Genomic DNA, 23,989 nt, shown 5'->3' on the forward strand with positions numbered 1-23,989 from the left:
TCATTTGTTCGTATTTTTGTTCTCGTTTCTTTCAACGGTTCCTATAGTAACATGCTGAAAAAGAGTGTCAAGTTGAATTTAACCGTTTTTTTCCTCCTTGAGCGTATAACCTTATGCGTATGTAAGCGTAAACAAAACTTTTTTAAATATTTTTTTCTGCAAAAAAAAACGATTTTTTTTATAAAAATACGTTTATATAAGGAAAATCGGGGCATACTATATAGTTTGGACTTTAAAATTTTTTTGCGAAAAATAGAGGAATTTTGAAAACGTTATTTGAACAATATAATAGGTTTGCTAAAATGAACCTATGTACCAGCATCTTGGTTTTTTTTAAAAAATTTACTTTTGATGTAAACCACGCTGTGCTGTCGACATTAAAATAAACAAAACGACATACAATCTAGGAAGTGTCGAAACATTATTGGAGGTTCTATTATGAAGAACAACTCGTTTTCTACAGTTCCATCGTCTTCAGAAGGAATAGAGAAACAGGATTTACACGTTGTGGGAATTGGCGCTTCTGCCGGAGGGTTAGAAGCTATTGAGCAGTTTTTCGCTAATATGCCTTCACCAAATGGAATGGCGTTTATTATTGTACAGCACCTTTCCTCTAAATATAAAAGTTTTATGCCAGAACTTTTAGCAAAAAAAACAGGAATGAATATCAAACTGACACAAGACGGGATGACTTTACAAGAAGACACAATTTATTTAAATCCTCCCCATCATTATGTGACCGTTGTGGATCATACTCTTCGCCTTCGTCCTTATGAAGAAAATGATCAGGTAAAGTATCCGATTGACGCCTTTTTTCATTCTCTGGCCGCTGCAAAAAAACACCGGTGCACAGCCATTATTTTATCGGGAAAAGGAAATGATGGAACAGGAGGAGCAAAAACGATAAGAGAGTATGGCGGAACTGTACTTGTACAAGATGAAAGCACAGCAAAGTACAGAGATATGCCCCTAAGCGCTATTGATGCACACCTTGCTGATTATATTCTTTCTCCTGCTGATATGCCTGACCTTGTGCAAACGCATGTCAGCCAAACTGAATTTACATATAATGAAGAAACGCTACAATACATTTATTCATTAATAAAGAAGAAAACAGGCATCGACTTCTCTATGTACAAAAAAAACACGGTGCTGCGACGACTTGAAAAAAGAATGGCTTTACTCGATCCGCCCTCTCAAACGATGGAAGAGTACCGGGACTATTTATGTAAGGAAGCCGAAGAAATCGTCGAACTGCAGCGAGACCTGCTGATTGGAGTGACGCAATTTCTTAGAGATAAAGAAGCATTCTCTATTATTGAAGAACAAGTCATCCCTCAATTAGTTGAAAGAAAGATTCATAGCCAAGAAGATGAAATCCGCATCTGGGTAGCAGGTTGTTCTACTGGTCAAGAAGCATATACATTAGCTATTTTGCTTCATGACTATTTATCAACAATCAACCGTTATTTCGATGTCCGAATCTTTGCTACGGACATCGATCGTCATGCAATCAAAAGAGCGAGTCAAGGCATTTATGAAGAAGCGGAAGTTCATTCCTTCTCAGCAGCTCAGATTAATGAATATTTTGAGCAAACAAAACATGGTGGTTATCAAGTTAAAAAAACAATCCGTAAAATGATTGTTTTTGCCCCGCATAATATAGGAAAAGACTCGCCTTTTGTAAACGTTGATTTAATCAGCTGTCGAAATATGATGATTTACTTCCAAGCTGAACTGCAGCAGCGCATTCTGTCTCTTTTTCATTTTTCTTTGACAGAAGAAGGCGTACTTTTTTTAGGCCCTAGTGAAACAACGGGAAATTTGTCTGATTTGTTCCGCCCTATCAACAGTAAGTGGAAAATATTTAAACGTTCGGGGCAGCCCAGCCGACAAATTACAGGAGCTTTTAATCTTTCAAAATCCAGCTTGCATGAAGGTGATTTTTCTAGCGTACCGCTGCCAAGTCAACTTTATAAGCCTCTTCCTTCGCTTAAATTGGATGAGATGTATCAGTCAATGATTGATCATTTTATGAGCCCTTGTCTTGTATTAAATGAATACAACGAAGTGATATTTTGTTCAAAAGAAGCGACTCAGCTTATTAACGTTCCTGTGGGGAAGATTAATTATACCATTTTCAAAATGGTTCCCGTTCACGTCTCTTTAGCCATTGGAGCAGCTATTAAACGCGTAAAAGAGCAAGGTATGAGCGTATGCTGTCAGCACATTGAATTTGTCATAAACAACGTGCAGCGCCGTTTTAATATTACTATATCTGCCCTTCCAACAAATCACTCTCTTTACTTACTTATGTTTGACGAACAGACAGATAGTGCCATTATTGATAAGGAAGAGCCCATGTTTCTTAATCAAACAAGCTCTATTAGTGAGCTTGTAGTAGATTTAGAGCAAGAGCTTCATTACACGCAGCAGCATTTGCAAACGACGATTGAAGAGCTAGAAACAGCAAATGAGGAGCTAAAGTCCACGAACGAAGAACTGATTGCTTCCAACGAAGAGCTGCAGTCCACAAATGAGGAATTGCAGTCTGTTAATGAAGAGTTAATTAGTGTTAACAACCAGTACGAGCGAAAGATTGAAGAATTAACGGACTTAAACAACGATATTGATAATTTATTAATCAGTACAACTATTGCTACCATCTTTTTAGACGAGCAGCTGAATATTAAATTATTTACGCCGGAAACGAAAACAGTAATCAACGTTCTTCATCAAGATATCGGAAGACCTTTCTTTCATATTTCGCATAACTTTAGATATGACCATCTAATTGAGGACGCAATGCACGTTTTAAGAACAAATAACACCCTTCAAAAAGAAATTCAAAGCTACGATAACCAATGGTATAGCATGAAAATGATGCCTTATCGTACGAATGAGAATTTAATTAACGGTGTAGTTATTACGTTTATTAATATTACAGAAATTAAACGTTCAAATGAAGAATTGGCTATTACATCATTTGCAGTAGCTCACAGTCCTACGGGCATTTTTATTACCGATCATCAAGGTAAAATTAAGTACATTAATCAAAAATTCATGGAGCAAAAGCATGCGCCGCAAGAAGTATTTGGGCTACACCTCTACGACTTATATACAAAAAAGCTAGGCGTTAAAAGATTCCCTAAGATTTGGAATGAAGTATATAGAGGAGAAAAATGGAACGGAGAAATTTCCTACGTTCAAGAAGACGGAGAAACCGTTTGGGAACAGTTAGCCTTAATGCCTGTTAAAAATGATCAGGATGAAATCATCCATTACATTGGTTTAAGTGAAGACATTTCACAGCGCAAACAGTCGGAAATGATGCTCAAAAATTCAGAGATGCTGTCAGCACTTGGACAGCTGGCTGCCGGCATTGCCCATGAAATACGAAACCCTCTTACATCATTAAAGGGCTTCTTACAGCTTATGATGCAAGAAGAAACGTATAAAAAAGAATATATGGATGTCATGATGTCCGAGTTTAACCGCTTAGAGCTGATTATTAGCGAACTGCTCATTCTAGCCAAACCCGAAGTCGTAAAATATGAAAATAAGCAGATAAATTTAATTCTTCAAGACGTATGTACACTGTTGCATACACAGGCCATTCTTAAAAACATTACTATTTCAACGGATTTTGAAGAAAAATTACCTGTTGTTCATTGTATTGAAAAAGATATGAAACAAGTATTTATCAACATGGTGAAAAATTCTATTGAAGCGATGGATGACCCCGGGTCTATTCTAGTGGTATCTAAATTTGATCCAGATACAAATCAAGTAGTCGTCCAAGTGATAGATGAAGGAAAAGGCATGCCGAAAGATCGATTAACACGAATTGGCGAGCCTTTCTATACAACAAAAGAAAAAGGAACAGGATTAGGATTGATGGTGAGTCATAAAATCATTAGTAATCATAAAGGAAGCATTTCGTATGATAGTGAAGAAGGCAAAGGAACAACGGTAGAAATCCGATTGCCGCTTTCTTAATGTACTTTGTTCTTCTGTCTTAAGCAGTCAAGCTCCTGATTAATTAAATCTTGAATGTCAAACAAATGTGTAGAGACCAATTCAATATACTCTCCTTTTCCTGCTTCAATTACGTCGGAGCGGATAATACTTAGGAGGTCTTGAATGGTTAGCACATTTGTTTTCATTTCTCGAAAATGACGCTGAAGATCAACTAGCTGCATTTTTTTCGCCGTTTCTACATCTGTTTCTCTGACCGAAAAACCTTGGTTCACTTGTGGTGAGTCTTGCATAAGTATAGAGCGAAACTGTTGAAGGGTTGATTGAACACTCATCATATGCTCATGAATAGGATAGCAGAAAACAGCATGCAGCGAATGGTACGCTTCAGGCTTAAAATGAAAATCAAAAAGAGCAACCGGGTTGGAAAACGTGCGCATATTTACTTCGATTTGCACTTCTTCCTTTCCCTGGAGTGCTCTTTTTACTTTTTCTTGGCTGTCTTCATCAACTAGATCTAAAAAGTTCTGAACAGGCGGGAAATTTTTCGTGACGCTTGGTGTAAATTCAATTATTTCGTTGTCTTTATTGAGTAAAAACATTGGAACCGGAATGTTTTGAATCGGCAAACTGATCATATTTCTTCCCCCATTACTAACATTTTATCTTGCGTCGAACTTTCTTTATTGTTGATTAGAAGCCAGTCTTTAAAAGCTTGAATATGATTAATGAATATAGTTTTTGAAGATCCTGAAGCCGATAAATCATGCGTGCTGAGAAGCCTGCTGCCCACTAATACAAGAGGACTTTGCGACATGCTTTCAATCTCAGCAATGTATTTTTGTAAATCAGGCAGCAAATGCACTTGTGAGACGGACAAACATACTACATCAGGATCCCATCTTTCAATGCTTTTTAGAGCGAACGGCAGCGGCAAGTTTGCTCCTAAGTTTTTAACTTCCCATCCGTGTTCGCTCATAAGTCCTGCAATCATTTTAATGCCTAAGTAATGCTCTTCTCCTTCAATACAAAAAAGAAGTGCTCGATTACGCTGAAGCAATTGATGCTGTGATAGCTGAAAGCGAGTTAACACATAGTCACAGGTTGCAGTAGCCAAATGCTCGTCCGCGACTGAAATTTTATTTTCTTGCCACCTTTTCCCTATCTCATACATCGCTTCTGTCAGAAACGTATATACGTCAGTTGAAGAATGGCCTTCTTCTATATATATAGCAATGAGCAGCCAGCTTTTTTGAACGTCTCCTTCTAGCAAACAATCAGCTAAAGCCGCTACACTACGAGAGTAAACGATAAGATCACGCCCTTTTCCTAAAGTTACAATAGATCTCTAGGCAAAACTTCTTTTTTGCACGATGGACAACATGCGTAGACGCCTTTATTTTCATCATACTCTACGTTCATCGGCTGCTTGCATGCTCTACATACAGCATGTACGTAGTTTAAATATTTTTCCACTAATAAACGTGTTGCCCCACTTGTTTTCCCGCAATAATAGCAAATAAACCTTACTTTTCCTTTTTTTGTTATCTCTACTTCTCGCATATGCTGACAGGATTCACAGCGATCCCAGCTGCGAAGGTAATTACTCAAAGAATATTGTGGTTTATTTGTTTCTATATACATTTTTGTTTCTTGATTTCTTGTTTTATCTTCTGTAAAATCAATTGACCGAATAAGCTGTTTAGCGCCTAGCTTTGACTCAATTCTAGCTGCCATAAACGCTTCATTTTTTCCGCCGTAAGGCATATTGATCCATATAGTGGATTCATCGATGATAAGCAGTGACATCGGAACAGCAGCTGAAATGACATGAGCACCGTCAATTCGAACTTCTTTTGGTTCACGAGTAAGAACGGTCACTTCACCTTTAAATGAATGTAACATCTCCCGTATTTCTTGAGGAACAAGCGAAGCATAAGGAATACACAATAAAATCTGCTGCCGAGCTTGATATAAATCTTTTTTTAACTGACTGCTGTTCGATGGATGGTACCAAATCAATTTCCGATGCTGAATGACTTCTTTTAAAAATTGCTGAGGTTGGTATACTTTTTGATTTTCGTTAAAGTGGTTGACCAACTTCCAGAACGCTCGCTCCTTTGGTACACGCTGCTGGACAAACGACTCGTCTGAAAGCATCATAAATTTTCCTTTTGAACGCGTCACCGCTACATTTACCAATCGGTCGCTATTTTCATTTGTTAAAAGTAAACCTGGTTTTGACTGCGGCTTTGTATCGACCGTATCAAAAATCATGATATCTCGTTCCGCGCCTTGAAATTTGTGTACGGTTGCTGCGATTATATCGCTGGCTGGTTCAATATCTTGAAGAAATGCATTAATCAATTTAGCTTGAGACTTATAAGGAGTCACATAGCCAATAGTAGCCGAAGAAGCTTTGCGTGCCCGCAGTATCAAACTTACCGCCAAAACAGCTGTTATCACATTATAGCGTGAACCGGAAGCGACATCTCGCATAGCGGAAGAATGCAACTGACCAATGTTAAGCATAAGCGCTGCTTCATGAGCAAACGGCCGGCTGCTTGCTACTACTTCTCGACTTGTTGTGACAGATGGATGATCCCCTACTCGATTGCTGTAAATATAGCGATTTGTAAAAGCTGAGATATCTTTATGCATTCTTCTTTGCTTTTTCAACATAAAAAGATGCGGATGGATCTCACCGCTTTCTACTTGCTCTACAAGACCCGTCTGCTCAAATAAATCTCGCTGCAGCCACTTCTTCACTTCAGCATGAGAAGATTGAGATACCGGGGGAAGCTGTTTAAAATCGCCGCATACGACAATTCGTTTTCCTAACGTAGCTGCAAAAGCAATTTGCGGTGCATATGCCATGCTAATTTCGTCTACCACAACCATATCAAATTCACTTTGATAAAGTAATCGGTCAATAGCCGCTTTTGATAAAGTAGTGCCTACAATATACGCTTGATCAAAAACATTTTTCTCCGCTTCAATCCACTTGTTACGAAGGGCGTTTAGCTTTTTATTAACTTGCTGAAGCTGGTGAGCTCTATTGGGATATCTGCTTAAGTAAACTCGTTCTTCTTGCAAATCACGCATCTCCTGAGCTAAATCCGGATCATCTTCTCCAATGACTTCTTCTACTTTTATATTTTCTAAGCCGCTGCTTTTTGTTGCTCCGTATCGAATGAGTTTTCCTTTTTTCCAAGCTTCTTTCTTTTTTAACTGACGTGCAGTTTCTTGCAGCAAACCGTCCACCGCTGCATTACTGTGAGATAATAAAAGGACACGCTTTGATTTCCGGTAATAGCTTGCCGCGATTTTGGACAGCGTATATGTTTTCCCTGTTCCAGGAGGCCCCCAAATATAAGTAGTACGGTTATAACGCGCTCGCAGCAACACTTCATGAAGAGCGTTCTTAGACGTATACTCTTTATGGCGAACAGGACTATCGCCTCTCATAAGACGTTTGATTCTTACTATTTTTTGCTTGTAGTCTTTTGCTTCCGTCAGTCTATCAATGAGCGCCTGCAATAATTCCCATGGTTCGTTATATATATCGAGTTCGTCTACTTCTTGTCCAATAAACGCATCTATTTTAAGGTACAAATCAAATCCTTCCGTTCCGATAACTTCTCCTTTACTTTCTTTATGCTGGTGGACAAGGCGTACCTGAGCTCCATCAAAAAGGTATAAATCGGCTGTGCGTTCAAACCGGTAAAGATACGCATCTCCCTGCTGCCCTAAGTACTCTCCTTTTCCTACCGTATACTTTTCTCCGCCGTGTTTCTTCATATAATTAATCTCAATTGAAAGTGCGCGCACCCATGCTTTTAAATATGAAGAGATAGAGCGTTTTTCCATAGATGTCTAACTCCCTTTTTATCCGTTCATTTCTAACTTGTCTATTCTATCATGTCATTTGAATATAGCATAGCTTCTTTCTTCTTCATTTTTATAAAAGCAGAATACCTTTTTTACTAGTCTATCTCTCCAGACAAATTAAGACTTTTTTCATCATAATCGTAAAAAAACTGCGTTTTTTCTATATTTTTAGACGTATTGTTACAAACTTGTAATATAAAACCTACCATTTTGTCATGAGTTTGTTACATATTGCTGATAGAATAAGAGACAACTATTGGAAATAAAGGAGAATTATTAGATGAAAAAACACATTTTTACATTAGGGGCCACAGCTTTAGTATCAATTGGAATTGCAGACGCAGCATCGGCTGACACAGACACGCATAAAGTAAAAGCTGGAGAAACGTTATTCAGCATCTCACAGCAGCATAATGTAACAGTTGAAGACTTAAAAAAGTGGAATGGTCTTTCTTCCACACTAATTTATGCAAACCAAACATTACAAATTGGATCTACATCTACTGACTCTTCATCTAGTTCAACTCCAACTACAACATCTTCAAATCATACATATACAGTAAAATCAGGTGACACGCTTTATCGTATCGCTAAAAACAACGGTACTTCTGTACAGCAGCTAAAAGAGTGGAATAACTTATCTAGTCATTTAATTTATGTGAATCAAGTATTAAAAATAAATGGAACAGGAACAGTTTCATCATCACCTTCAGCACCTGTACAAGAAAAAACAAACGAAACGCAGGCATCCCCGGCTCCTAGCAACAGTAAAAGTTATAAAGTTCAGCCTGGAGATACAATGTGGAGCGTAGCACAGCGACACGGCATTTCAATTTCTCAATTAAAACAGTGGAATAACTTATCGTCTAATACGATTTACATTAATCAAGTGCTACAAGTAGGCGGACAAGCTGCAGCTCAGGCGAAACCATCAACGCCATCACCTGCTACTCCTTCAACACCGTCAACTTCAGCACCGTCGACTTCAACGCCGGCACCTGCTCCAGCGCAAGAAAGTAAGTCGGTTTCGAAAGAGATTACGGTTGAAGCAACAGCTTATACTGCTTACTGTGCGGGCTGCAGCGGAATCACTGCTACAGGCATCGACCTAAGGTCAAATCCTAATCGAAAAGTAATTGCAGTTGATCCTCGCGTGATTCCATTAGGTTCTCGCGTATACGTAGAAGGTTACGGAGAAGCAATTGCTGGAGATACTGGCGGTGCCATTAAAGGTACTCGCGTTGATTTATTTATGGCATCTCAAAGCTCAGCTTTAAATTGGGGACGCAAAACGGTAAAACTTCAAATTTTAGATTAATCATTAAAAGCAGAAGCGTGTTAGTCGCTTCTGCTTTTTAATTTCTTTTCAAACATAATCATATCGATAGCTTGCAGGCCATTCTCGTAAATCGGTGGAACGTACTGCAAAAAGAAATTCTTTTTGACACCGCTTTGATAAAAGCCTGCCTTTTTATAAAATGCTATGTTTTCAAGACTGGAGTCCGCTGTTCCTACAATCATTTTAGAATATTGGTTACGTTCATACAGTACTTCTAACTTTTTAATGACTTTGCTGCCGATTCCTTTTCCTCTGTATGCTTCTTTTAAACCGATATTCTTTACTTCTACTGCCGACTCCTCTTCATCGGTGAGGCACTGCACAACTCCTATCTCCTTCTTTTCATACACAATGGTAAATAAGGAACCTTCATTTATATACGACTTCACTACTTTTTCGTCTTCATCCCCTATTAATAGCAGGTTTAAATAGGAAGCGTGCCGGTCTTTATCAATTTCAATAAGGTCGATACTCATTTTCATCCTCCAAAAAATAAGTCAATAATATTGCTGCCTCTTGAAGATGATTTATTATATAGCTCTGAATACCCGCAGCTCGTGCAATATACCACAGTAAATTGATTGTGCTGAACGTCTAAGTATCTAGACAGCCCCGTTCCCGTTGTAGCAATTTCTTTTGTTTTTGCTTCTGTATGTCCGCATTTTACACAACCGTTTTTCCCCATTGCCATACTCCTTTACAAATAAAATAACTTCTTATTTATATAAACGGATATAAAAGGAAAAAGTTTCATTAAATTGATAAATAAAGGAAAGTAAGAAACCGCATCTCCAACAGAAGATGCGGTTTCTTACTTTTAATATCAACGGGATGACTGTACACTCGATTTCTATAACAGCAATTCTCTTTTCATAATTTCAACGTTTTTCTGATGACATTGTGCCGTGAAATCAGATGGGAATGCCAATTTGTCGTTTAGCTTATCAAGCGCTTCTTTACTGTCTTCTTTCACTGCAGCTTGCAGTTCATCTAAATAAGAGCTGGCCATCTCCACTCGCCTTTGAATTTCAGCTCGGTGATGTGTCGTTTTTCCGTGTCCGGGAACTAGTGTTAGATTTTGGTACTTAGCTAAAATGTGTCGCGCAGTAGCAAGAGTGTCGCGGTAATCGTTTACACTTTCATATATGTACGGATATTCAAAGTCCGATAAATAATCCCCTGCGATCCATATTGAATTATCGACAATCATAAATAGTCCATCGTTTGTATGACCTTTTGCAAAATAACAGGTAATAGATGTTTCACCTAAGGTAATGTGCTGTTCATTTTCGGTTACCACAATATCCAGCTCCGGGAATATAATATCATGAGATCTTTTTATATAATAGTCATGATCAAACTGCTTAATCATTTGAACTTTTTCTTCTTTGTCCGGATGATTTTTTAAAAATTTGCTGCCGATAAAGGTGGCATTTAATTCTAAGAAAGCGCCATACCCAATGACATGATCAAAATCTCCGTGAGTAAAAAATACATACAGCTTGCGATGATTTAAGATCTCTTGAACATGCTGTTTAATTTCATTAATTTCGTGAGGAAGCCATGTTGGATCAACAACAATCACACAGTCTTTTGTTTCAATCACTGCAGATGTTGTTTGAAATAGCGCGCTTTCAAAAACCGTCATTTGCTCCGTTTTGTATTGAATCATAGAGAACAGCTCCTTATTTTTTCTATCACCCTTATTATAGCGGAAATAGAAAGATAAGGGCGCTTATGACGATTTATAAAACGAAACTATGCAAGATGTGATAAAATGCGGAACCAGCCAAACAATGAAATCCAAATAGGAATACTAAATAAGGTTCCCCAAAATAAACCTTTCAAAAAGTTCCCTTGATTCATTCTGATATTCCTCACCTTCATCATATGTTGGTTCTTAGTCTAGCTCACCTTAATGAAATTTTAGTGAAAAATAAAAAAGAAGCAGCTGCTTCTTTTTTATTTATTATAAAATTGGTGGTCGTACTTAATTTTCGGCAGCTCGCGTACTTCCTGCGACATTCCTGTTCCGCACATCGGACAGTTATAATCAACCGTAACAAAATCTTCTCTCATCCACCCATTACATGATTCAGATTGACACGCATATACAGTCGTATCCATCATTTGATCTACTTCTTCTTCTACGGCTTTTTTTGCAAAATACATGTGCACAGCTCCCTTTTTTTCTTAGTATATGTAAAATTCCCATTTTTTATTTACAGCTTGATCACTTTTTCATCCAGCGTTATTGGACACCCCTATTTAATTGTGTATAATTAAATAAAAAGCAATAGACTGGAGGCAACATGAATGGAACAACTTTATAAGCAGCTGCAGCTAGAAAATCAGCTTTGTTTCTCAATTTACGCCACGTCTCGAGAAATTACAAAGGTGTACAAGCCGCTGCTCGATAAATTAGGAGTAACCTATCCGCAGTATTTAGCCCTTCTTGTTTTATGGGAACATGAAACACTCAGCGTGAAAAAAATGGGCGAACTTCTGTATTTGGATTCAGGCACCCTTACTCCTATGCTAAAAAGAATGCAGGATCAAGAATTAGTGATTCGTGAACGTTCTCATGAAGATGAACGCGTTGTTTTTATTAGTTTAACCGAAAAAGGAAAAAAATTACGTGATAAAGCTTGTCATATTCCAGAAGAAGTTTTTAGCATGACAAATAAGTCACAGGGAGAATTAGAAAAGCTGAAAGAAACGCTGCAGGAGTTACTGAAATCACTGCATACGTACAATCAAAAATAGACCATATAAAATTGCACATAAAAAAACGCCTGGATTTCAGAAAAATCCAAGCGTTTTTTTATTTACTCAACCGTTGTATTTAACGTTACGTTAACATTTCCGCGTGTTGCTTTAGAATACGGGCAGAATTGATGTGCATCTTCTACTAGCTTCTCAGCTACTTCTTGTGAAACGCCTTTAATATGAGCGTTTAACACCACGCCAATTTTGAATCCATCATCAGTGTGGTCTTTTAGTAGACTTACTTCTGCAGTAATAGACGAATCAATGTCTTTTTTTTGTTTCTTAGCGATTAAATTTAAAGCGCCGTCAAAACAAGCAGAATACCCTGCTGCAAACAGCTGCTCGGGATTTGTTCCTTCTTTTTTGTTATTTGGAGAAGGATTTACAAGGGTTAAATCAATAATACCATCATCTGATTTAACTCGACCATCTCGGCCTCCAACCGCTGTTGCTTTAGATGTAAATAGTGCGTCTGACATAAGATCACCTCATAGATTATTTTATGTAATTTCATTGCAGACAATTAAAAAAGTCGCAATCAAATTCATTTTGTAATCACTTTGATTACCGTGATAGTAATGTACTTCCCCTTCTATAATGAGTGTAAACCTATTATTTTATACAAAAAAAGAGAGTTACCTCTCTTCTTTTCCTCTTTGTTTTTTTAAACCGCTTTGAATAATGTTATCTCCATATTTTTCACGCAAACTTTCGACCGCTTTGTATAAAGGCTCTTTTTTTGCTTGTTCTCCGTATGTAAACAAATCCAACTGTTCTTCTTCTTGAAGCTGGTGACTCACTTGAAGAGCAGCTACGCCCAATAAACGAATCGGTTCTCCGTTCCAATGCTTTTGAAATAATACCGCACTGTAATGAAAAAGATCGTTTGGCTCGCTAATTGTTTTAGAAATAGTTTGGCTTCGAGTAATAGTTTTAAAATCACTATATCGTATCGTTAACTGAATCGTTTTGCTTACAACTTTTTTCGCTTTCATACGAGAACTCACTGAGTGCGATAGTTTATTTAAAATAGGCAGAACTTCATGTTCATCTACTGCATTTTGAGATAGCGTCGTAGAGTTTCCAATTGATTTAAACTGTGATTGGCGATCAGGGTTCACCTGTCGATCATCTTGGCCCCACGCTCGGTCTCTCATAACTTCTCCTTTTACTCCGAGAGTTTGTTTAAGAAGACCGGGAGCGGCATTTGCTAGATCACCGATCGTCACCACCTTAATCGCATTTAGCTTTTCAGCTGTCTTCTTACCGATTCCGTGCATTTCCTCTACGGCTTTTGGCCAAAGAACTGTTTGGACATCTCTTTTTCGAAGAACGGTAATTCCTAAAGGTTTTTGCATATCACTTGCCGTTTTGGCTAAAAATTTATTCGGTGCGATTCCAATTGACACAGGAATTTGCAGCGTCTGTATTAAATGCTGCTGAATGGACTTTGCTATGTCAAGAGGAGAGCCTAATTCAGCACAGTTTGTAATATCCAAATAGCCTTCATCAATTGAAGCGGGCTCTAAAAGAGGTGAAATGGTTACTAAATAATCAAACATGTTTTTGGACACTTGGCGATATAATGGAAAATTAGGCTTTATAACAACCAGCTCGGGGCATTTTCTTTTCGCTTCCCAAAGAGGCATAGGCGCATACACTCCGCGTTTACGAGCAATATAGTTACAGGTTACAACAATTCCTCTTCGTTCTTTTGGATTGCCAGCAATAGCAAGAGGCTTATCTTTGAGCGTATGATCATGTGCGGTTTCAACAGATGCATAAAAAGCATTAGCATCAATATGAAGAATAACTTTGCCGTTTTTAGGGTACATCATTTTCATACTATCACCTCTTTCTGTATAATTAATCCCCGAAAGAAGAACGTACATTCTTATTTATTATAACTCTTTTTTCCTAAGTTGTGCGTACCTATACTTTATTTTTATTTTGAGCGAACACTGTGTGTCACTCTCTCGTATTCTAATGAAGAAAGGAGGAAGAAAACGTGATTGATCAGCTTATCGGAGCCATTAACCAATTAGGCTACGGATATTTCTTTTTTATCATTTTAGTCGGAGCCAACCTTACTCCTATTCCTGACCCAGTATATATTATGCTTGCAGGCAGCCAGGCTACGTCTCCATCCGTTCAGTATATTCCAGCTTTTATACTTACCTACAGCGGCATGATGCTTAGCTTATACCTCAAGTTTTTGATAGCCAGTCTTTTTTCAGCTCAGGCGCTTGCGCTATTAAAACGCCCGCGATGGGAAAAGAATGTTATGAAAGTTGAGCGAACGATTCAAGAATATGGATCTCACGCCATCATCGCAAGCTACTTTTTACCAGGAATGCGACATGTGATGCCTTTTTTTCTCGGGGCAAGCGGAATGAAGCATCGTCATTACATTAAAGTCTCATTTTCTTTTGGTTTCATTTGGACGCTGGCTTTATTTATTTTCGGTTCCTTTTTTAATACGACATCTTCTTATACTGATGTGATTGAGATCACTTTAGCTTTTTGTGCGATCAGTTTGATTATCTATGCCGTTCAAAGAAGAAAAATACGAAAAAAACAGCAGTAGTTTGTGTAAAAAAGTTCTTTTTCACAAACTGCTGCTGTTTCATTTATATTAAATGACTTCATTATATCCCTTCACAAAGTATTTGCGCGCGCGGTAAAGAGCTGATTTTAACGTAGTCATCTGCATATTTAATAACTCGGCAATTTCTTCATATTTAAATCCTAATCCATATTTTAATAGAAGCAAATTGCGATACTTAGGATTCAATTGATTTAAAATCGCCTGACATTCAGCCGCTTCTTCATTTCTGAGGACCTGCTGAACAGGCGTATACATAACGGGTTCTTCTTTGTAAGAAGACGTATAGCGGTCTTTCACTATTTTACGCCTTCCTAAATCACAGCGTTTATTTAATGCGACGCGAAACATCCAAGCTTTTATTTTTTCAGGATCGACCATTTCTTGTTTTTCTAAATATTTTAATGCTACTTCTTGCGTAATATCTTCGGCGTCTTGTCTATTCACACCATTTTTTAATAAATAAGCCAGCACCTGATTTAAATAATCTTGTAATTCCTCGCCGCACATAATAAGTTCTCCCTTGTTATTTTAGTTTTTCTTTTAGTTCTACCGGCAGCTCACTTTCATTCAACATATAAATATGCGGAGTATCTACTTCATCTTTGTAATAAAACGCAACAAGATAATCTCCGGTGTCTCGTGAGTTAGCATTTTGAAGAAGTGTTTCTACCTGCTCATTGTTTTTTACTTTAATTGATTTCTCATCCGCCGTTAGCGATGTAAACTCTTCTTGAAGACGATAGTCGCTTTTAAGATGTGAAGAGTTTTTAAACACTTCGGTTTTTTCTACGTCCTTTGGCATGAGGCGAGCACGTTCATATAAATGCTCTTTCTTCAGCCATTCTTCTACTTCGCTATAAGACTTATCCCAAGATGCTTCTTGTACAGACAGTCCTTTCCCATCCATAAAATCGATTGACGCCCAGCTTTCTTTTGTGCTGTACATTTCATCAAACGTTTCGTTCATCATCGACTGTTTGACTACGTGTATAAGTTCTTTCACTTTTTCTGGATTTGTAATATTAATTGGATCTGACTTTCCTGAAACATAAAAACTGATGTTTTTAATTTTATCCATGTTTTTTGTTCGTAAAAGCGGATGGAAATTTTCTTTGTATTCTTTCGTCTCCGCAATTTCTTTGTAAAAAACTTTATAGTCTGAAAATGGAATAAAATACTCTCGAACGATTTGTTTTCCACTTTTTAATTTGTAAGCAAATACAGCCATCTTCCCGTTTCTGCCTTCTATTTCACTTTGTTTTTCAGGATCCATCTTCTTATCTTTGGATGCTGTAATTTGTTTTTGCAGCTGACGAACGCTCTTAATCGTTTCTTTACTTGTATAGTAATATGGAGCTTCGTAGTAGCCATTCATTCCATTTTCATAGTTTTCAGGTTTATCCTTCAATGGGTACATATTTTCATTAAAATACACACTTTCAATCTCTGAAACCTCTGGCACTTTAGTAGAATAACCGAACACATCTAAATGAATGATAAAGCCAACAATAGCCGCGGCTATAACAAAACCTAGATACCCTTTCCATTTCGTAAAGATACGCCACGTTTTATTCAAAATGATTTGAGCAACTGTATATCCTATTAATGAACCAATAATATAGCCCACGACCATCCATGAAAATTCACCTTTCATGCTAATAAAGTAAAATCCGCCTAACATGAGTGAACAAGCGGTTACTCCGTATACGAATACCGGTTTTAACCAGCTAACTGAAATGGTTTGCGTAGCAGCTTCTACTTTTCTTTTTTGGTAGGTGATTAAAGCAATGATGTAAAATAAGACAATGAGTCCAATATAAACAAATGCACTAGTAGAAAAGCTTTTATGAGCTACCATTTGCGCTACGTGTGAAAACGGAACAAGGCTGTCAACATTTTTGTTCACGTAATAGTCATACGCATAACCGTACCAGTAAAACTTTACATTAGATATAGCTAAATAAGAGATTCCGCCGGGTAGAAGAAATAGAACATATAAAAAGATTCCTTGGAGGACAGACATTCCGGTGAACATTCCCGCTAAAACAGTTCCAGTCAGCACAAATAAGTTAATTAAAATACTGTAACCGACCCAGCTTAGAACATCTCCTGTTGTATAAACATCCTCAACGGTTAAAACTCCTTTAACGGCAAAAGTAACGACTCCCGTAATTAAAATAGGAACAACTAAAACCAACGCGCCCAGAAGCATATTTTGATGAAACAGCGTAGAACGCTTAATTGGTAAACTATGAATATAGTCAGCCGCAATCTTCGTTTGGATATATCTAAATAGAAAAATACCAAGTAACACTGGTACAACAAACATAAACACAAATTCCAGCCCATCCAATACGTTAAATAGCGTATCTGGTTTTTCTATATAAGGCTCTACCTTTCCTGTGAAAGTGAAAATCAGTTGTAAAGGTAAAGCGAACAGCAGTACTAGCAAGTATACAAGCCCAATCCATCCCACGTTTCTCATGGATTGAATCCACATGCCGCGGTTAAACGATGATGTTTTCGATTGCATAACCCACATCCCCCATTTCATAAATAAAGATTTCTTCCAGCGTAAGTGGCAAGATGTCAAAAATTAAAGGCTTATACGATCGGACTTTGTTTACTAAGTGATTTTCTTTTCCTCGAACAATACAAAGCAAGACGCTTCCTCGTTTTTCTTGATATAAAATGTCTAGCGTGTCATAAAGCGCTAGCGGCACATCTCCTTCAAATGCAACTTGAATTTTGTGCACATCAGACTTTAAATCATCCAGCTCTTTTTCAATTAATAATTGACCGTGATGCAAGATGCCTACATGATCACAAAGATCTTCCACTTCTCGCAGGTTATGTGACGAAATTAAAATCGTCATTTCCCGTTCTGCCACGTCTTGAACAAGAAGGTTTTTAATTTTTTGACGCATTACCGCATCTAAACCGTCGAGCGGCTCATCTAAGATAAGTACATCAGGCATAGCAGACAGCGCTAACCAAAATCCTACTTGACGCTGCATTCCCTTGGACATTCTATGTACCTTTTTATGTAATTGAATTGGGAAAGCTTCTTTTAATTTTTGGAACCGTTCTTCGTTCCAAGTCGGATAGACGCTTCTATAAAAAGACGCTAATTGCTTAATCGTTGTTTGAGGGAAAAAATAAAGAGAATCTGGCATAAAAATAATACGTTCTTTTAAACCAACGTTTTCGAATACTTCCTCGCCGTCTATGGCAATCTTTCCGTGATCCTGCTTGTAAATACCTGCAATGATTTTTAATAGCGTTGTTTTCCCTGCCCCGTTGGAGCCAAGCAGTCCGTAAATAGATCCTTTTTTTATAGAAAGCGTGACGTCTCTTAGAGCTTCCATTTCTTCAAACTCTTTTTTTATCGCCTTCAGTTCAATCACTATCGCTTCCTCCTTTTACTGCTTTTTCAGCCTGTGAAATAAGTGATAGAATTTCATCTTTGTCCATTCCTAAATACATAGCTTCTGCCAACAGCTTTACTAATTCTTCTTTCATCTTTTTCACCTTCTCGTTATTTAGTGTATCAACTTGAGGCGTTACAAAACTTCCTTTGCCTGGAACTGAATAAATATAGTTTTGATGTTCTAGTTCACGATACGCTTTTTGAATTGTATTTGGATTAATCGTTAATTCTTTTGCTAACAGCCGAACAGATGGAAGCTTTTGATCGGCCTTAAAGACTTCATGAATAATAAGCTCTTTCAATTTATCTACTAATTGCTCGTATATCGGCTTACGACTACGAATATCTAAATCGAACATAGTCTGCCTCCCTTCATCTACCCAAAATCATGATGTGTGTACTAGGTGTATTAACTGTATTACTTATCGCATTACAGTTAATATTATAGTATGTTTTCTGGAAAAAACAAGTACTTTTTTTACTTTTGTTACAAATAGATGACAAAAAAGTGTTTAATAGCTTTATAGATGAAACAAAAATAACTGTAAACAAATTGCGCAGGCTGCCTTCGTTGCAAGCTAACATACTCCTTTAAGTCAGCACCTTGTTTTACTTTTCTTAACCAAGTGCCTCTAGTTATTACCATAATAATGTTTTATAATGTTTATAATTAATTTTTTTAATATAAAAGGAGCCATACTCTATGTACTATGATGCGTTAAAGACGTTTGTTTCTGTTGTAGAAGAGCAAAGCTTTACAAAAGCTGCGGAAAAATTAATGATTTCACAGCCAAGCGTAAGCGTACACATCAAAAATCTCGAAAAAGAATTTCAAACTTCCCTGTTCCTGCGTTCACCTAAGATGTTAAAAATCACACCCAGCGGCGAAATTTTATACGATCGTGCTAAACAAATGATTCAAATATATGAGCATACGAAACGAGATATTTACGAACACCATCACCGTGTCAAAGGAATGCTAACGATTGGCGCCAGCTTTACAATTGGCGAATATATTCTTCCTTCCTTTTTAGCAAAGCTTCGTGAACAATATCCTGATATTGATGTAGAAGTGACGATCGGTAATACAAAAGAAATTGCTCAGCTTGTTCGTCATTTCAAAGTGGATGTAGGGCTTATTGAAGGTCACACGGAAGAGTCCGATTTACATATTCAGTCCTTTATGGACGATGAGCTTGCCATCGTTGCGTCAGTGGATCACCCTTTAGCTCAGCTTAAAAGAGTAGAAATTGATGATTTACAAAACCAGCGGTGGGTAGCGCGTGAAAAAGGCTCTGGAACAAGAGAATATTTAGATCACGTTCTAATGTCCAACGGTTTAAAAATGAAAAGCATGCTAACAATCAGCAGCAATCAAGGAATTAAAGAAGCGATTGTTCACGATTTAGGAATGTCTGTACTCTCGCTTTGTGCTATTAAAGAAGATGTAGAACAAAAGCACCTATCGATTCTCAATGTTAACACCGCTCCTTTTAAGCGCCGTTTTTCTTATATCTATCCTGCTAACAGCGCTCATAAAAAAGTAGCGGAGCTTTTTATTCAGCTTTTAAACTAGAGAATGAAATTAAGACATAACTAAATTACTTCAATCTAAAGACTAAAGTAGCTAGTATAAATTACTTGCGACACCGCAGTTGATTTCCGTGCAAGACTTCGCTTTCCGCGGGCGTCCGTTGAGCCTCCTCGTCGCTTCCGCTCCTGCGGGGTCTCACCTGTTCCGCTTTCCCGCAGGAGTCTCCGTCTTGCCCTCCAATCAGCTGCTAGAAGGAACGAAACAGATGAAACTATGTTCACCATAACAAAAAAAACGAACCACTAATCAAACATGTTGATCAATGGTTCGTTTTTCACTTGGGCTAAAATCCTTTTGTACCGACCTCTTTTTTTAAATCAATAGCTATATGTCTTTATATTTTCTTAGTGAACGTGCGTCTGCTGAGCCGGCATTTTTGATAAACGAACAGCTAAGAAAAAGGCTGTTGTAAGAAACACACCAATTAGAGCAATCACACCTTTCCAGCCGTACGCGCTCCAGCATAAGCCAGCCGCAGTCCCTCCAATGCTCGATCCTGCATAGTAAAAAAATAAATATAAAGACGAAGCCTGCGCTTTGTCATGCGTTGCTCTTCTTCCTACCCAGCTGCTTGCGATGGAGTGACTTCCGAAAAAGCCAAACGTCAGCAGCAAAAGCCCGGTAATTTTTATCCATAAAACGGGATGCAGCGTAACGATTGAACCTATAAGCGTAACAGCAATCGTACATAACAGCACCTTTTTCCGACCGTATCGATCCGCCAGCGTCCCCATCCAGACTGAGCTGAATACTCCTACAAAGAAAATGACAAAAATAAAACTTACAAGAGTATGATTCCAAGAATACGGAGGAGCAGATAAAGCGTATCCAATATAATTGTATAAAGCTACGTTACTTCCAAGCAGTGCAAAACCAATAGCAAAAAGACAAAGCATCCCTTTATCTTGAAGATGACTGCGAAGAGAGCCGGTAAGCTGACGAAGTTCAAATGACCGGGAAGTAAAGTTCTGTGAATCAGGCAAGTTCATAAAAAAAACAAATGTGGCCAATAAGCTGATTGCGCTTACAACATCAAGAGCTACAGACCAGTTAAAATACTCCGTGAGCACTCCTGTCATAAGCCTTCCCGCTACGCCTCCAAAGGCGTTTCCGCTTATATAAATCCCCATCGCTTTTCCTAAACTTCCAGGTTCAATTTCTTCTCCTAAGTAAGCCATGGCCACAGAAGGCAACCCTGCTAACACGATTCCTTGAATTACGCGAAAAATTAACAGCGTTTCAAAGGTAGAGCTAAATGCTGTCATGATACATAGCAATGACGCAAAAATTAACGATAGGCCCATCAGTTTCTTTCGTCCCCACACTTCCGACAAAGAACCTAAAAAAAGCATACTAACCGCAAGCGTGATGGTCGTTAACGAAAGAGATAAACTCGCAAACGCCGGAGATATCCCAAATTCTCTAGAAAATTCAGGTAAAATGGCCTGTGTACAATATAAAATTGAAAATGTGTTGAAGCCTGCTGCAAAAAGCGCAACATTTGTTTTGCGAAAAGCCGATGTTCCAATTACGGTATAACTCACAGTTGGTCACTTCCTTTTTTCTCTAAAAAAAGCATATCACGGTTTTTTTATTCTGTATAATTCATTATGTAAATCGTTTTCATGCATTTCGGTAATGAGTAAAATGACAATAGGAATGGACAACAGCCTGAGTATTTTCAAACGACTGTATGCAAGACTGCTATGCTTTCTTGTTTTACACACAAAAAAAGTCGAGCCAATTTTTCATGGCTCAACTTTTTAATTCAATACATAAGATGCTAATACTTTTTGCACGTCGTAAATGCTTTTATCTTTACGAAATTCTTTTGAAATTGGCGCGCTAGAACCAGATACCCAAATATTTAATTCGGCATCTAAATCGAACGTTCCAGCCGTTTCTACGCTAAAATGGGTAATCGTCTTATAAGGAATGGAATGATAATCTGTTTTCTTTCCCGTCACTCCTTGCTTATCAACGATAATTAAACGTTTCGTCGTAAACACCATTAAATCGCGAATGACTTTATACGCTTGTTCCACTCGCTCGTTGGCAATTAAAATGTTTTGTAAATCTTTTTCAGTTCCTCTTATATCTGCTTCTGATGCATTTCCTAATAGTCCATCTAATATACCCATGCTTATCACTCCTTTCTATCTACACTACCGCATTTTGTTCTGTCTGGAAACCCAAAACGTTTTTTTAATGAATTAATTTACTTTCACGCGCTTTTTTTGTTAATTTTGCACTCGTTTTACTAAGAGGCTTATGAAGAAAAATGCCAACGAGCAGCACGCCAAGCCAAATGCAAAGAAGAACGGTAACATCTTTTCTTACTATATCCGCTAACATGCCTCCTACAACTTCTCTCATCATGCTTATTGCGTAGGTAAATGGCAAAAACGGATTGAGTGCTTGGAAAAAAGCAGGCACGACTTGAATCGGAAATGTACCGCCTGCAGCAGAAAGCTGAAGCACAAGCAAAACAATGGCCATCGCTTTTCCTGCATTGCCAAATATCGCTACAAGCGTATAGACAATCGTCATAAACACGAAGCTGCACAGCAAGCCTAAAAAGATAAAAGGCACTTTGTCTACGACGTACGTTTTGATTAAAAATAAATCGCCTAGCGTCACAATAAAAGCTTGCACAAGAGCAATAGACAAAAACGTTAAAAGTCTTCCAAGATAGACTTCATAGCTTTTAAACCGCTCTTCATCCGCTACTTCTACGCTTAAAATTGAAACTAACAGCAAAGCTCCGACCCACAAGCAAAGCGTTGTATAAAACGGAGACATAGCCGAGCCGTAGTTCGGAATGGGATAAAGTCTTTCTTCTTTTAAAAGAACCGGCTTAGCAAAAAAATCACTTTCTTTTTGTACATCGTTTTTTAACAAATTAATAATATCTTCAATGTTTTCTTTTCGCTGAAATTCGCGTATTTTATCCGCTATATTGTGCACGTTTTGTTCAATTCGCGGAAAGTCTTTTGTTATTTTCGCAAGCTCCTGCTGTCCGAGCAAAATGCCACTCGCTGTTTTAGACAGCACGTTCGAAACATCCGGCATGCTTTTATTGGCTTCATCAAGCAGTGCGTTTGCGCTTGCTGTTTTATCTTTCGCTTCTTTGATAGCTTGTTCAATAGCCGGCACAATCGTAGAAGAATACGAATTCGTTAACGTATTTAATTTAGAAACAGCTTGGTCGGTGCGAGAGGTGAATTTCTCAAGCACACTTGGATCTGGTGCATCTCCATTTTTTGTTTGCTGCTGTAAGTCGTTTACATCCGACAGCTGCTGCTGTAAAAGCGTATGTACACTTTTTATTTGATTAATAACCGGTGAAAGAACGTTCCCTTGAGACACCGCATTTAAATCCGTAAGAAGCGTAAGGATCTCTCCTGTGTCAGCAACTTGTTTTGTTAACTGCACTTTTAGCTGTTCCGCTGCTGCGCTGACTTCAGCCGGGGCTATATCTTTTTCCATCAGCTGATTCTTCAATTCTTGAACTCCGACAGCTCGCTGTTGAACACGGTGCAGCGTTTCGCTAATCGTTGGCTCAGCGTTTTTTAACACTTCATCGCTTTTAGTTAAAAACGTATTGAGCTGCTGAGTCATCTGTGCGCCGTCAGCTGTTAATCTCTCTACTTCAGGAAGAGCGGCCTGAGCTTTCGATACAATAGCTCCAGCTTTTTGAGTGGTGTCATTCGCTTCATTAATTACTTTTTTAATTTCAGGAAGACGATTTTCAAGCTCAAAAATCCGTTGTTCAACTTGTTGAATGGTCGGTAAATCCCGCTGCAGGGTAATACCGAGTTCGTTAAAAACAGAAAAAATGGCTCCATTCGCTGTTTTGACGAATTTTTCACTAATCTGTTGTGTTAAGCTGCTGGCTCCTTTGCTTGTAATTTTAGGCGCTACGGCGTTTATTTTTTCGTTTACTTTGTAAATAATGACCGGCTTTTCCAAACGATCTTGAAGAACGGTACCAAGCTTTTGTGAAAAATCTTTTGGAATAACAATACTTGCATAATAGTCTCCGTGCTTTACTCCGTGATCAGCTTTTTCTTTGGAGACAAACGTCCATCCAAGCGTTTTATTTTTCTTTAACGTTGCAATAATATCTTTTCCCACGTTTACGTGCTGCCCTCTTATCGTAGAACCTTCGTCTTCGCTCGTTACTGCAATGGCAATACCTTCAGTCCGCCCGTATGGATCCCAAGATGCTTTTATATTAAACCATGCGTAAAAAGACGGCAGAATCATAAGCGTCAACACAATGATAATCATCGCCCAATTGGTGAAAATTCTTTTTAAGTCACGCGTATAAATATAAACAGTATTTTTCATATGTCCCACCCAGTTTTATTATTACAA

22 protein-coding genes are annotated in these 23,989 nt (G+C 38.0%); 5 read left to right on the plus strand and 17 right to left on the minus strand.

The window, feature by feature from the left end; all coding sequences use genetic code 11:
• The first annotated feature begins 438 nt into the window (after nucleotides 1–438).
• Nucleotides 439–3,999 (plus strand): CheR family methyltransferase, encoded by a 3,561-nt coding sequence (locus ACRPLY_RS02255; RefSeq protein ID WP_028413400.1) that lies wholly within the window; start codon nucleotides 439–441, stop codon nucleotides 3,997–3,999.
• On the opposite strand, the gene ACRPLY_RS02260 is transcribed toward ACRPLY_RS02255, so the two are convergent.
• The 3 genes from ACRPLY_RS02260 to ACRPLY_RS02270 are packed head-to-tail and all read right to left on the minus strand — an operon-like array spanning nucleotide 3,996 to nucleotide 7,848.
• Nucleotides 3,996–4,616, minus strand: a complete 621-nt coding sequence (locus ACRPLY_RS02260; RefSeq protein WP_432231518.1) for a hypothetical protein — start codon at nucleotides 4,614–4,616, stop codon at nucleotides 3,996–3,998. The genes ACRPLY_RS02255 and ACRPLY_RS02260 overlap by 4 nt on opposite strands.
• The gene (locus tag ACRPLY_RS02265) at nucleotides 4,613–5,320 is read right to left on the minus strand and encodes a cobalamin B12-binding domain-containing protein (protein ID WP_308012831.1); all 708 of its coding nucleotides are present in this window, start codon (nucleotides 5,318–5,320) and stop codon (nucleotides 4,613–4,615) included. Before ACRPLY_RS02265 ends, ACRPLY_RS02260 begins: the two co-directional genes overlap by 4 nt.
• Entirely contained in the window at nucleotides 5,314–7,848 is a 2,535-nt protein-coding gene (locus ACRPLY_RS02270) for an AAA domain-containing protein (RefSeq protein WP_325076810.1), read from the minus strand. Before ACRPLY_RS02270 ends, ACRPLY_RS02265 begins: the two co-directional genes overlap by 7 nt.
• A 301-nt stretch (nucleotides 7,849–8,149) precedes the next feature.
• Between ACRPLY_RS02270 and ACRPLY_RS02275 the strand changes: the two genes are divergently transcribed.
• Complete coding sequence (locus ACRPLY_RS02275) at nucleotides 8,150–9,187, plus strand: LysM peptidoglycan-binding and 3D domain-containing protein (protein WP_049164475.1); 1,038 nt, start codon at nucleotides 8,150–8,152, stop codon at nucleotides 9,185–9,187.
• Nucleotides 9,188–9,207: 20 nt separating this feature from the next.
• Here the strand turns inward: ACRPLY_RS02275 and ACRPLY_RS02280 are convergent, their stop codons facing one another.
• From ACRPLY_RS02280 to ACRPLY_RS02295, 4 genes are all read right to left on the minus strand, one after another.
• Nucleotides 9,208–9,684, minus strand: coding sequence for a GNAT family N-acetyltransferase (locus tag ACRPLY_RS02280; RefSeq protein WP_034266012.1), 477 nt, complete (start codon nucleotides 9,682–9,684; stop codon nucleotides 9,208–9,210).
• A 2-nt stretch (nucleotides 9,685–9,686) separates the two neighbouring features.
• Nucleotides 9,687–9,893 (minus strand): zinc ribbon domain-containing protein, encoded by a 207-nt coding sequence (locus tag ACRPLY_RS02285; protein ID WP_016764047.1) that lies wholly within the window; start codon nucleotides 9,891–9,893, stop codon nucleotides 9,687–9,689.
• Nucleotides 9,894–10,058: 165 nt separating this feature from the next.
• The gene (locus tag ACRPLY_RS02290; RefSeq protein ID WP_033578938.1) at nucleotides 10,059–10,880 is read right to left on the minus strand and encodes an MBL fold metallo-hydrolase; all 822 of its coding nucleotides are present in this window, start codon (nucleotides 10,878–10,880) and stop codon (nucleotides 10,059–10,061) included.
• Between the two features lie 290 nt (nucleotides 10,881–11,170).
• Entirely contained in the window at nucleotides 11,171–11,380 is a 210-nt protein-coding gene (locus ACRPLY_RS02295; protein ID WP_014460174.1) for a cold-inducible protein YdjO-related protein, read from the minus strand.
• A 144-nt stretch (nucleotides 11,381–11,524) separates the two neighbouring features.
• Between ACRPLY_RS02295 and ACRPLY_RS02300 the strand changes: the two genes are divergently transcribed.
• Complete coding sequence (locus tag ACRPLY_RS02300) at nucleotides 11,525–11,974, plus strand: MarR family winged helix-turn-helix transcriptional regulator (protein WP_033578937.1); 450 nt, start codon at nucleotides 11,525–11,527, stop codon at nucleotides 11,972–11,974.
• A 62-nt stretch (nucleotides 11,975–12,036) separates the two neighbouring features.
• On the opposite strand, the gene ACRPLY_RS02305 is transcribed toward ACRPLY_RS02300, so the two are convergent.
• Both ACRPLY_RS02305 and ACRPLY_RS02310 read right to left on the minus strand, forming a co-directional pair.
• Complete coding sequence (locus ACRPLY_RS02305; protein WP_016764045.1) at nucleotides 12,037–12,456, minus strand: organic hydroperoxide resistance protein; 420 nt, start codon at nucleotides 12,454–12,456, stop codon at nucleotides 12,037–12,039.
• A gap of 156 nt (nucleotides 12,457–12,612) precedes the next feature.
• On the minus strand, nucleotides 12,613–13,821 hold the full coding sequence (locus ACRPLY_RS02310; protein WP_033578936.1) for a DNA polymerase IV: 1,209 nt from the start codon (nucleotides 13,819–13,821) through the stop codon (nucleotides 12,613–12,615).
• A 164-nt stretch (nucleotides 13,822–13,985) separates the two neighbouring features.
• Between ACRPLY_RS02310 and ACRPLY_RS02315 the strand changes: the two genes are divergently transcribed.
• A complete protein-coding gene (locus ACRPLY_RS02315) occupies nucleotides 13,986–14,564 on the plus strand; it encodes a DedA family protein (RefSeq protein ID WP_014460178.1) in 579 nt (192 codons plus the stop codon).
• A gap of 48 nt (nucleotides 14,565–14,612) precedes the next feature.
• On the opposite strand, the gene ACRPLY_RS02320 is transcribed toward ACRPLY_RS02315, so the two are convergent.
• The 4 genes from ACRPLY_RS02320 to ACRPLY_RS02335 are packed head-to-tail and all read right to left on the minus strand — an operon-like array spanning nucleotide 14,613 to nucleotide 18,374.
• A complete protein-coding gene (locus ACRPLY_RS02320) occupies nucleotides 14,613–15,092 on the minus strand; it encodes an RNA polymerase sigma factor (RefSeq protein ID WP_325076809.1) in 480 nt (159 codons plus the stop codon).
• Between the two features lie 16 nt (nucleotides 15,093–15,108).
• Complete coding sequence (locus tag ACRPLY_RS02325; protein WP_325076807.1) at nucleotides 15,109–17,118, minus strand: DUF6449 domain-containing protein; 2,010 nt, start codon at nucleotides 17,116–17,118, stop codon at nucleotides 15,109–15,111.
• Nucleotides 17,093–17,992 (minus strand): ABC transporter ATP-binding protein, encoded by a 900-nt coding sequence (locus ACRPLY_RS02330; RefSeq protein ID WP_028413411.1) that lies wholly within the window; start codon nucleotides 17,990–17,992, stop codon nucleotides 17,093–17,095. Before ACRPLY_RS02330 ends, ACRPLY_RS02325 begins: the two co-directional genes overlap by 26 nt.
• Complete coding sequence (locus tag ACRPLY_RS02335) at nucleotides 17,985–18,374, minus strand: GntR family transcriptional regulator (protein ID WP_013083081.1); 390 nt, start codon at nucleotides 18,372–18,374, stop codon at nucleotides 17,985–17,987. Before ACRPLY_RS02335 ends, ACRPLY_RS02330 begins: the two co-directional genes overlap by 8 nt.
• Nucleotides 18,375–18,718: 344 nt before the next feature.
• Here ACRPLY_RS02335 and ACRPLY_RS02340 point away from each other — a divergent pair, with 344 nt between their 5' ends.
• Nucleotides 18,719–19,591: a selenium metabolism-associated LysR family transcriptional regulator gene (locus ACRPLY_RS02340; protein ID WP_047751008.1), complete on the plus strand. Its 873-nt coding sequence runs from the start codon at nucleotides 18,719–18,721 to the stop codon at nucleotides 19,589–19,591.
• Between the two features lie 35 nt (nucleotides 19,592–19,626).
• Here ACRPLY_RS02340 and ACRPLY_RS02345 read toward each other — a convergent pair whose 3' ends face one another.
• The 4 genes from ACRPLY_RS02345 to ACRPLY_RS02360 form a co-directional block, all read right to left on the minus strand.
• Entirely contained in the window at nucleotides 19,627–19,833 is a 207-nt protein-coding gene (locus ACRPLY_RS02345; RefSeq protein WP_162200721.1) for a hypothetical protein, read from the minus strand.
• A gap of 120 nt (nucleotides 19,834–19,953) precedes the next feature.
• The gene (locus tag ACRPLY_RS02350; protein WP_325076806.1) at nucleotides 19,954–21,153 is read right to left on the minus strand and encodes an MFS transporter; all 1,200 of its coding nucleotides are present in this window, start codon (nucleotides 21,151–21,153) and stop codon (nucleotides 19,954–19,956) included.
• Nucleotides 21,154–21,372: 219 nt separating this feature from the next.
• On the minus strand, nucleotides 21,373–21,750 hold the full coding sequence (locus ACRPLY_RS02355; RefSeq protein ID WP_028413413.1) for a PH domain-containing protein: 378 nt from the start codon (nucleotides 21,748–21,750) through the stop codon (nucleotides 21,373–21,375).
• Nucleotides 21,751–21,814: 64 nt separating this feature from the next.
• Nucleotides 21,815–23,962 (minus strand): YhgE/Pip domain-containing protein, encoded by a 2,148-nt coding sequence (locus ACRPLY_RS02360; RefSeq protein ID WP_325076804.1) that lies wholly within the window; start codon nucleotides 23,960–23,962, stop codon nucleotides 21,815–21,817.
• Between the last annotated feature and the right edge of the window lie 27 nt (nucleotides 23,963–23,989).

Source organism: Priestia sp. TGN 0903 (genome assembly GCF_050846855.1).
GTDB classification, from domain to species: Bacteria; Bacillota; Bacilli; order Bacillales; family Bacillaceae_H; genus Priestia; species Priestia zanthoxyli.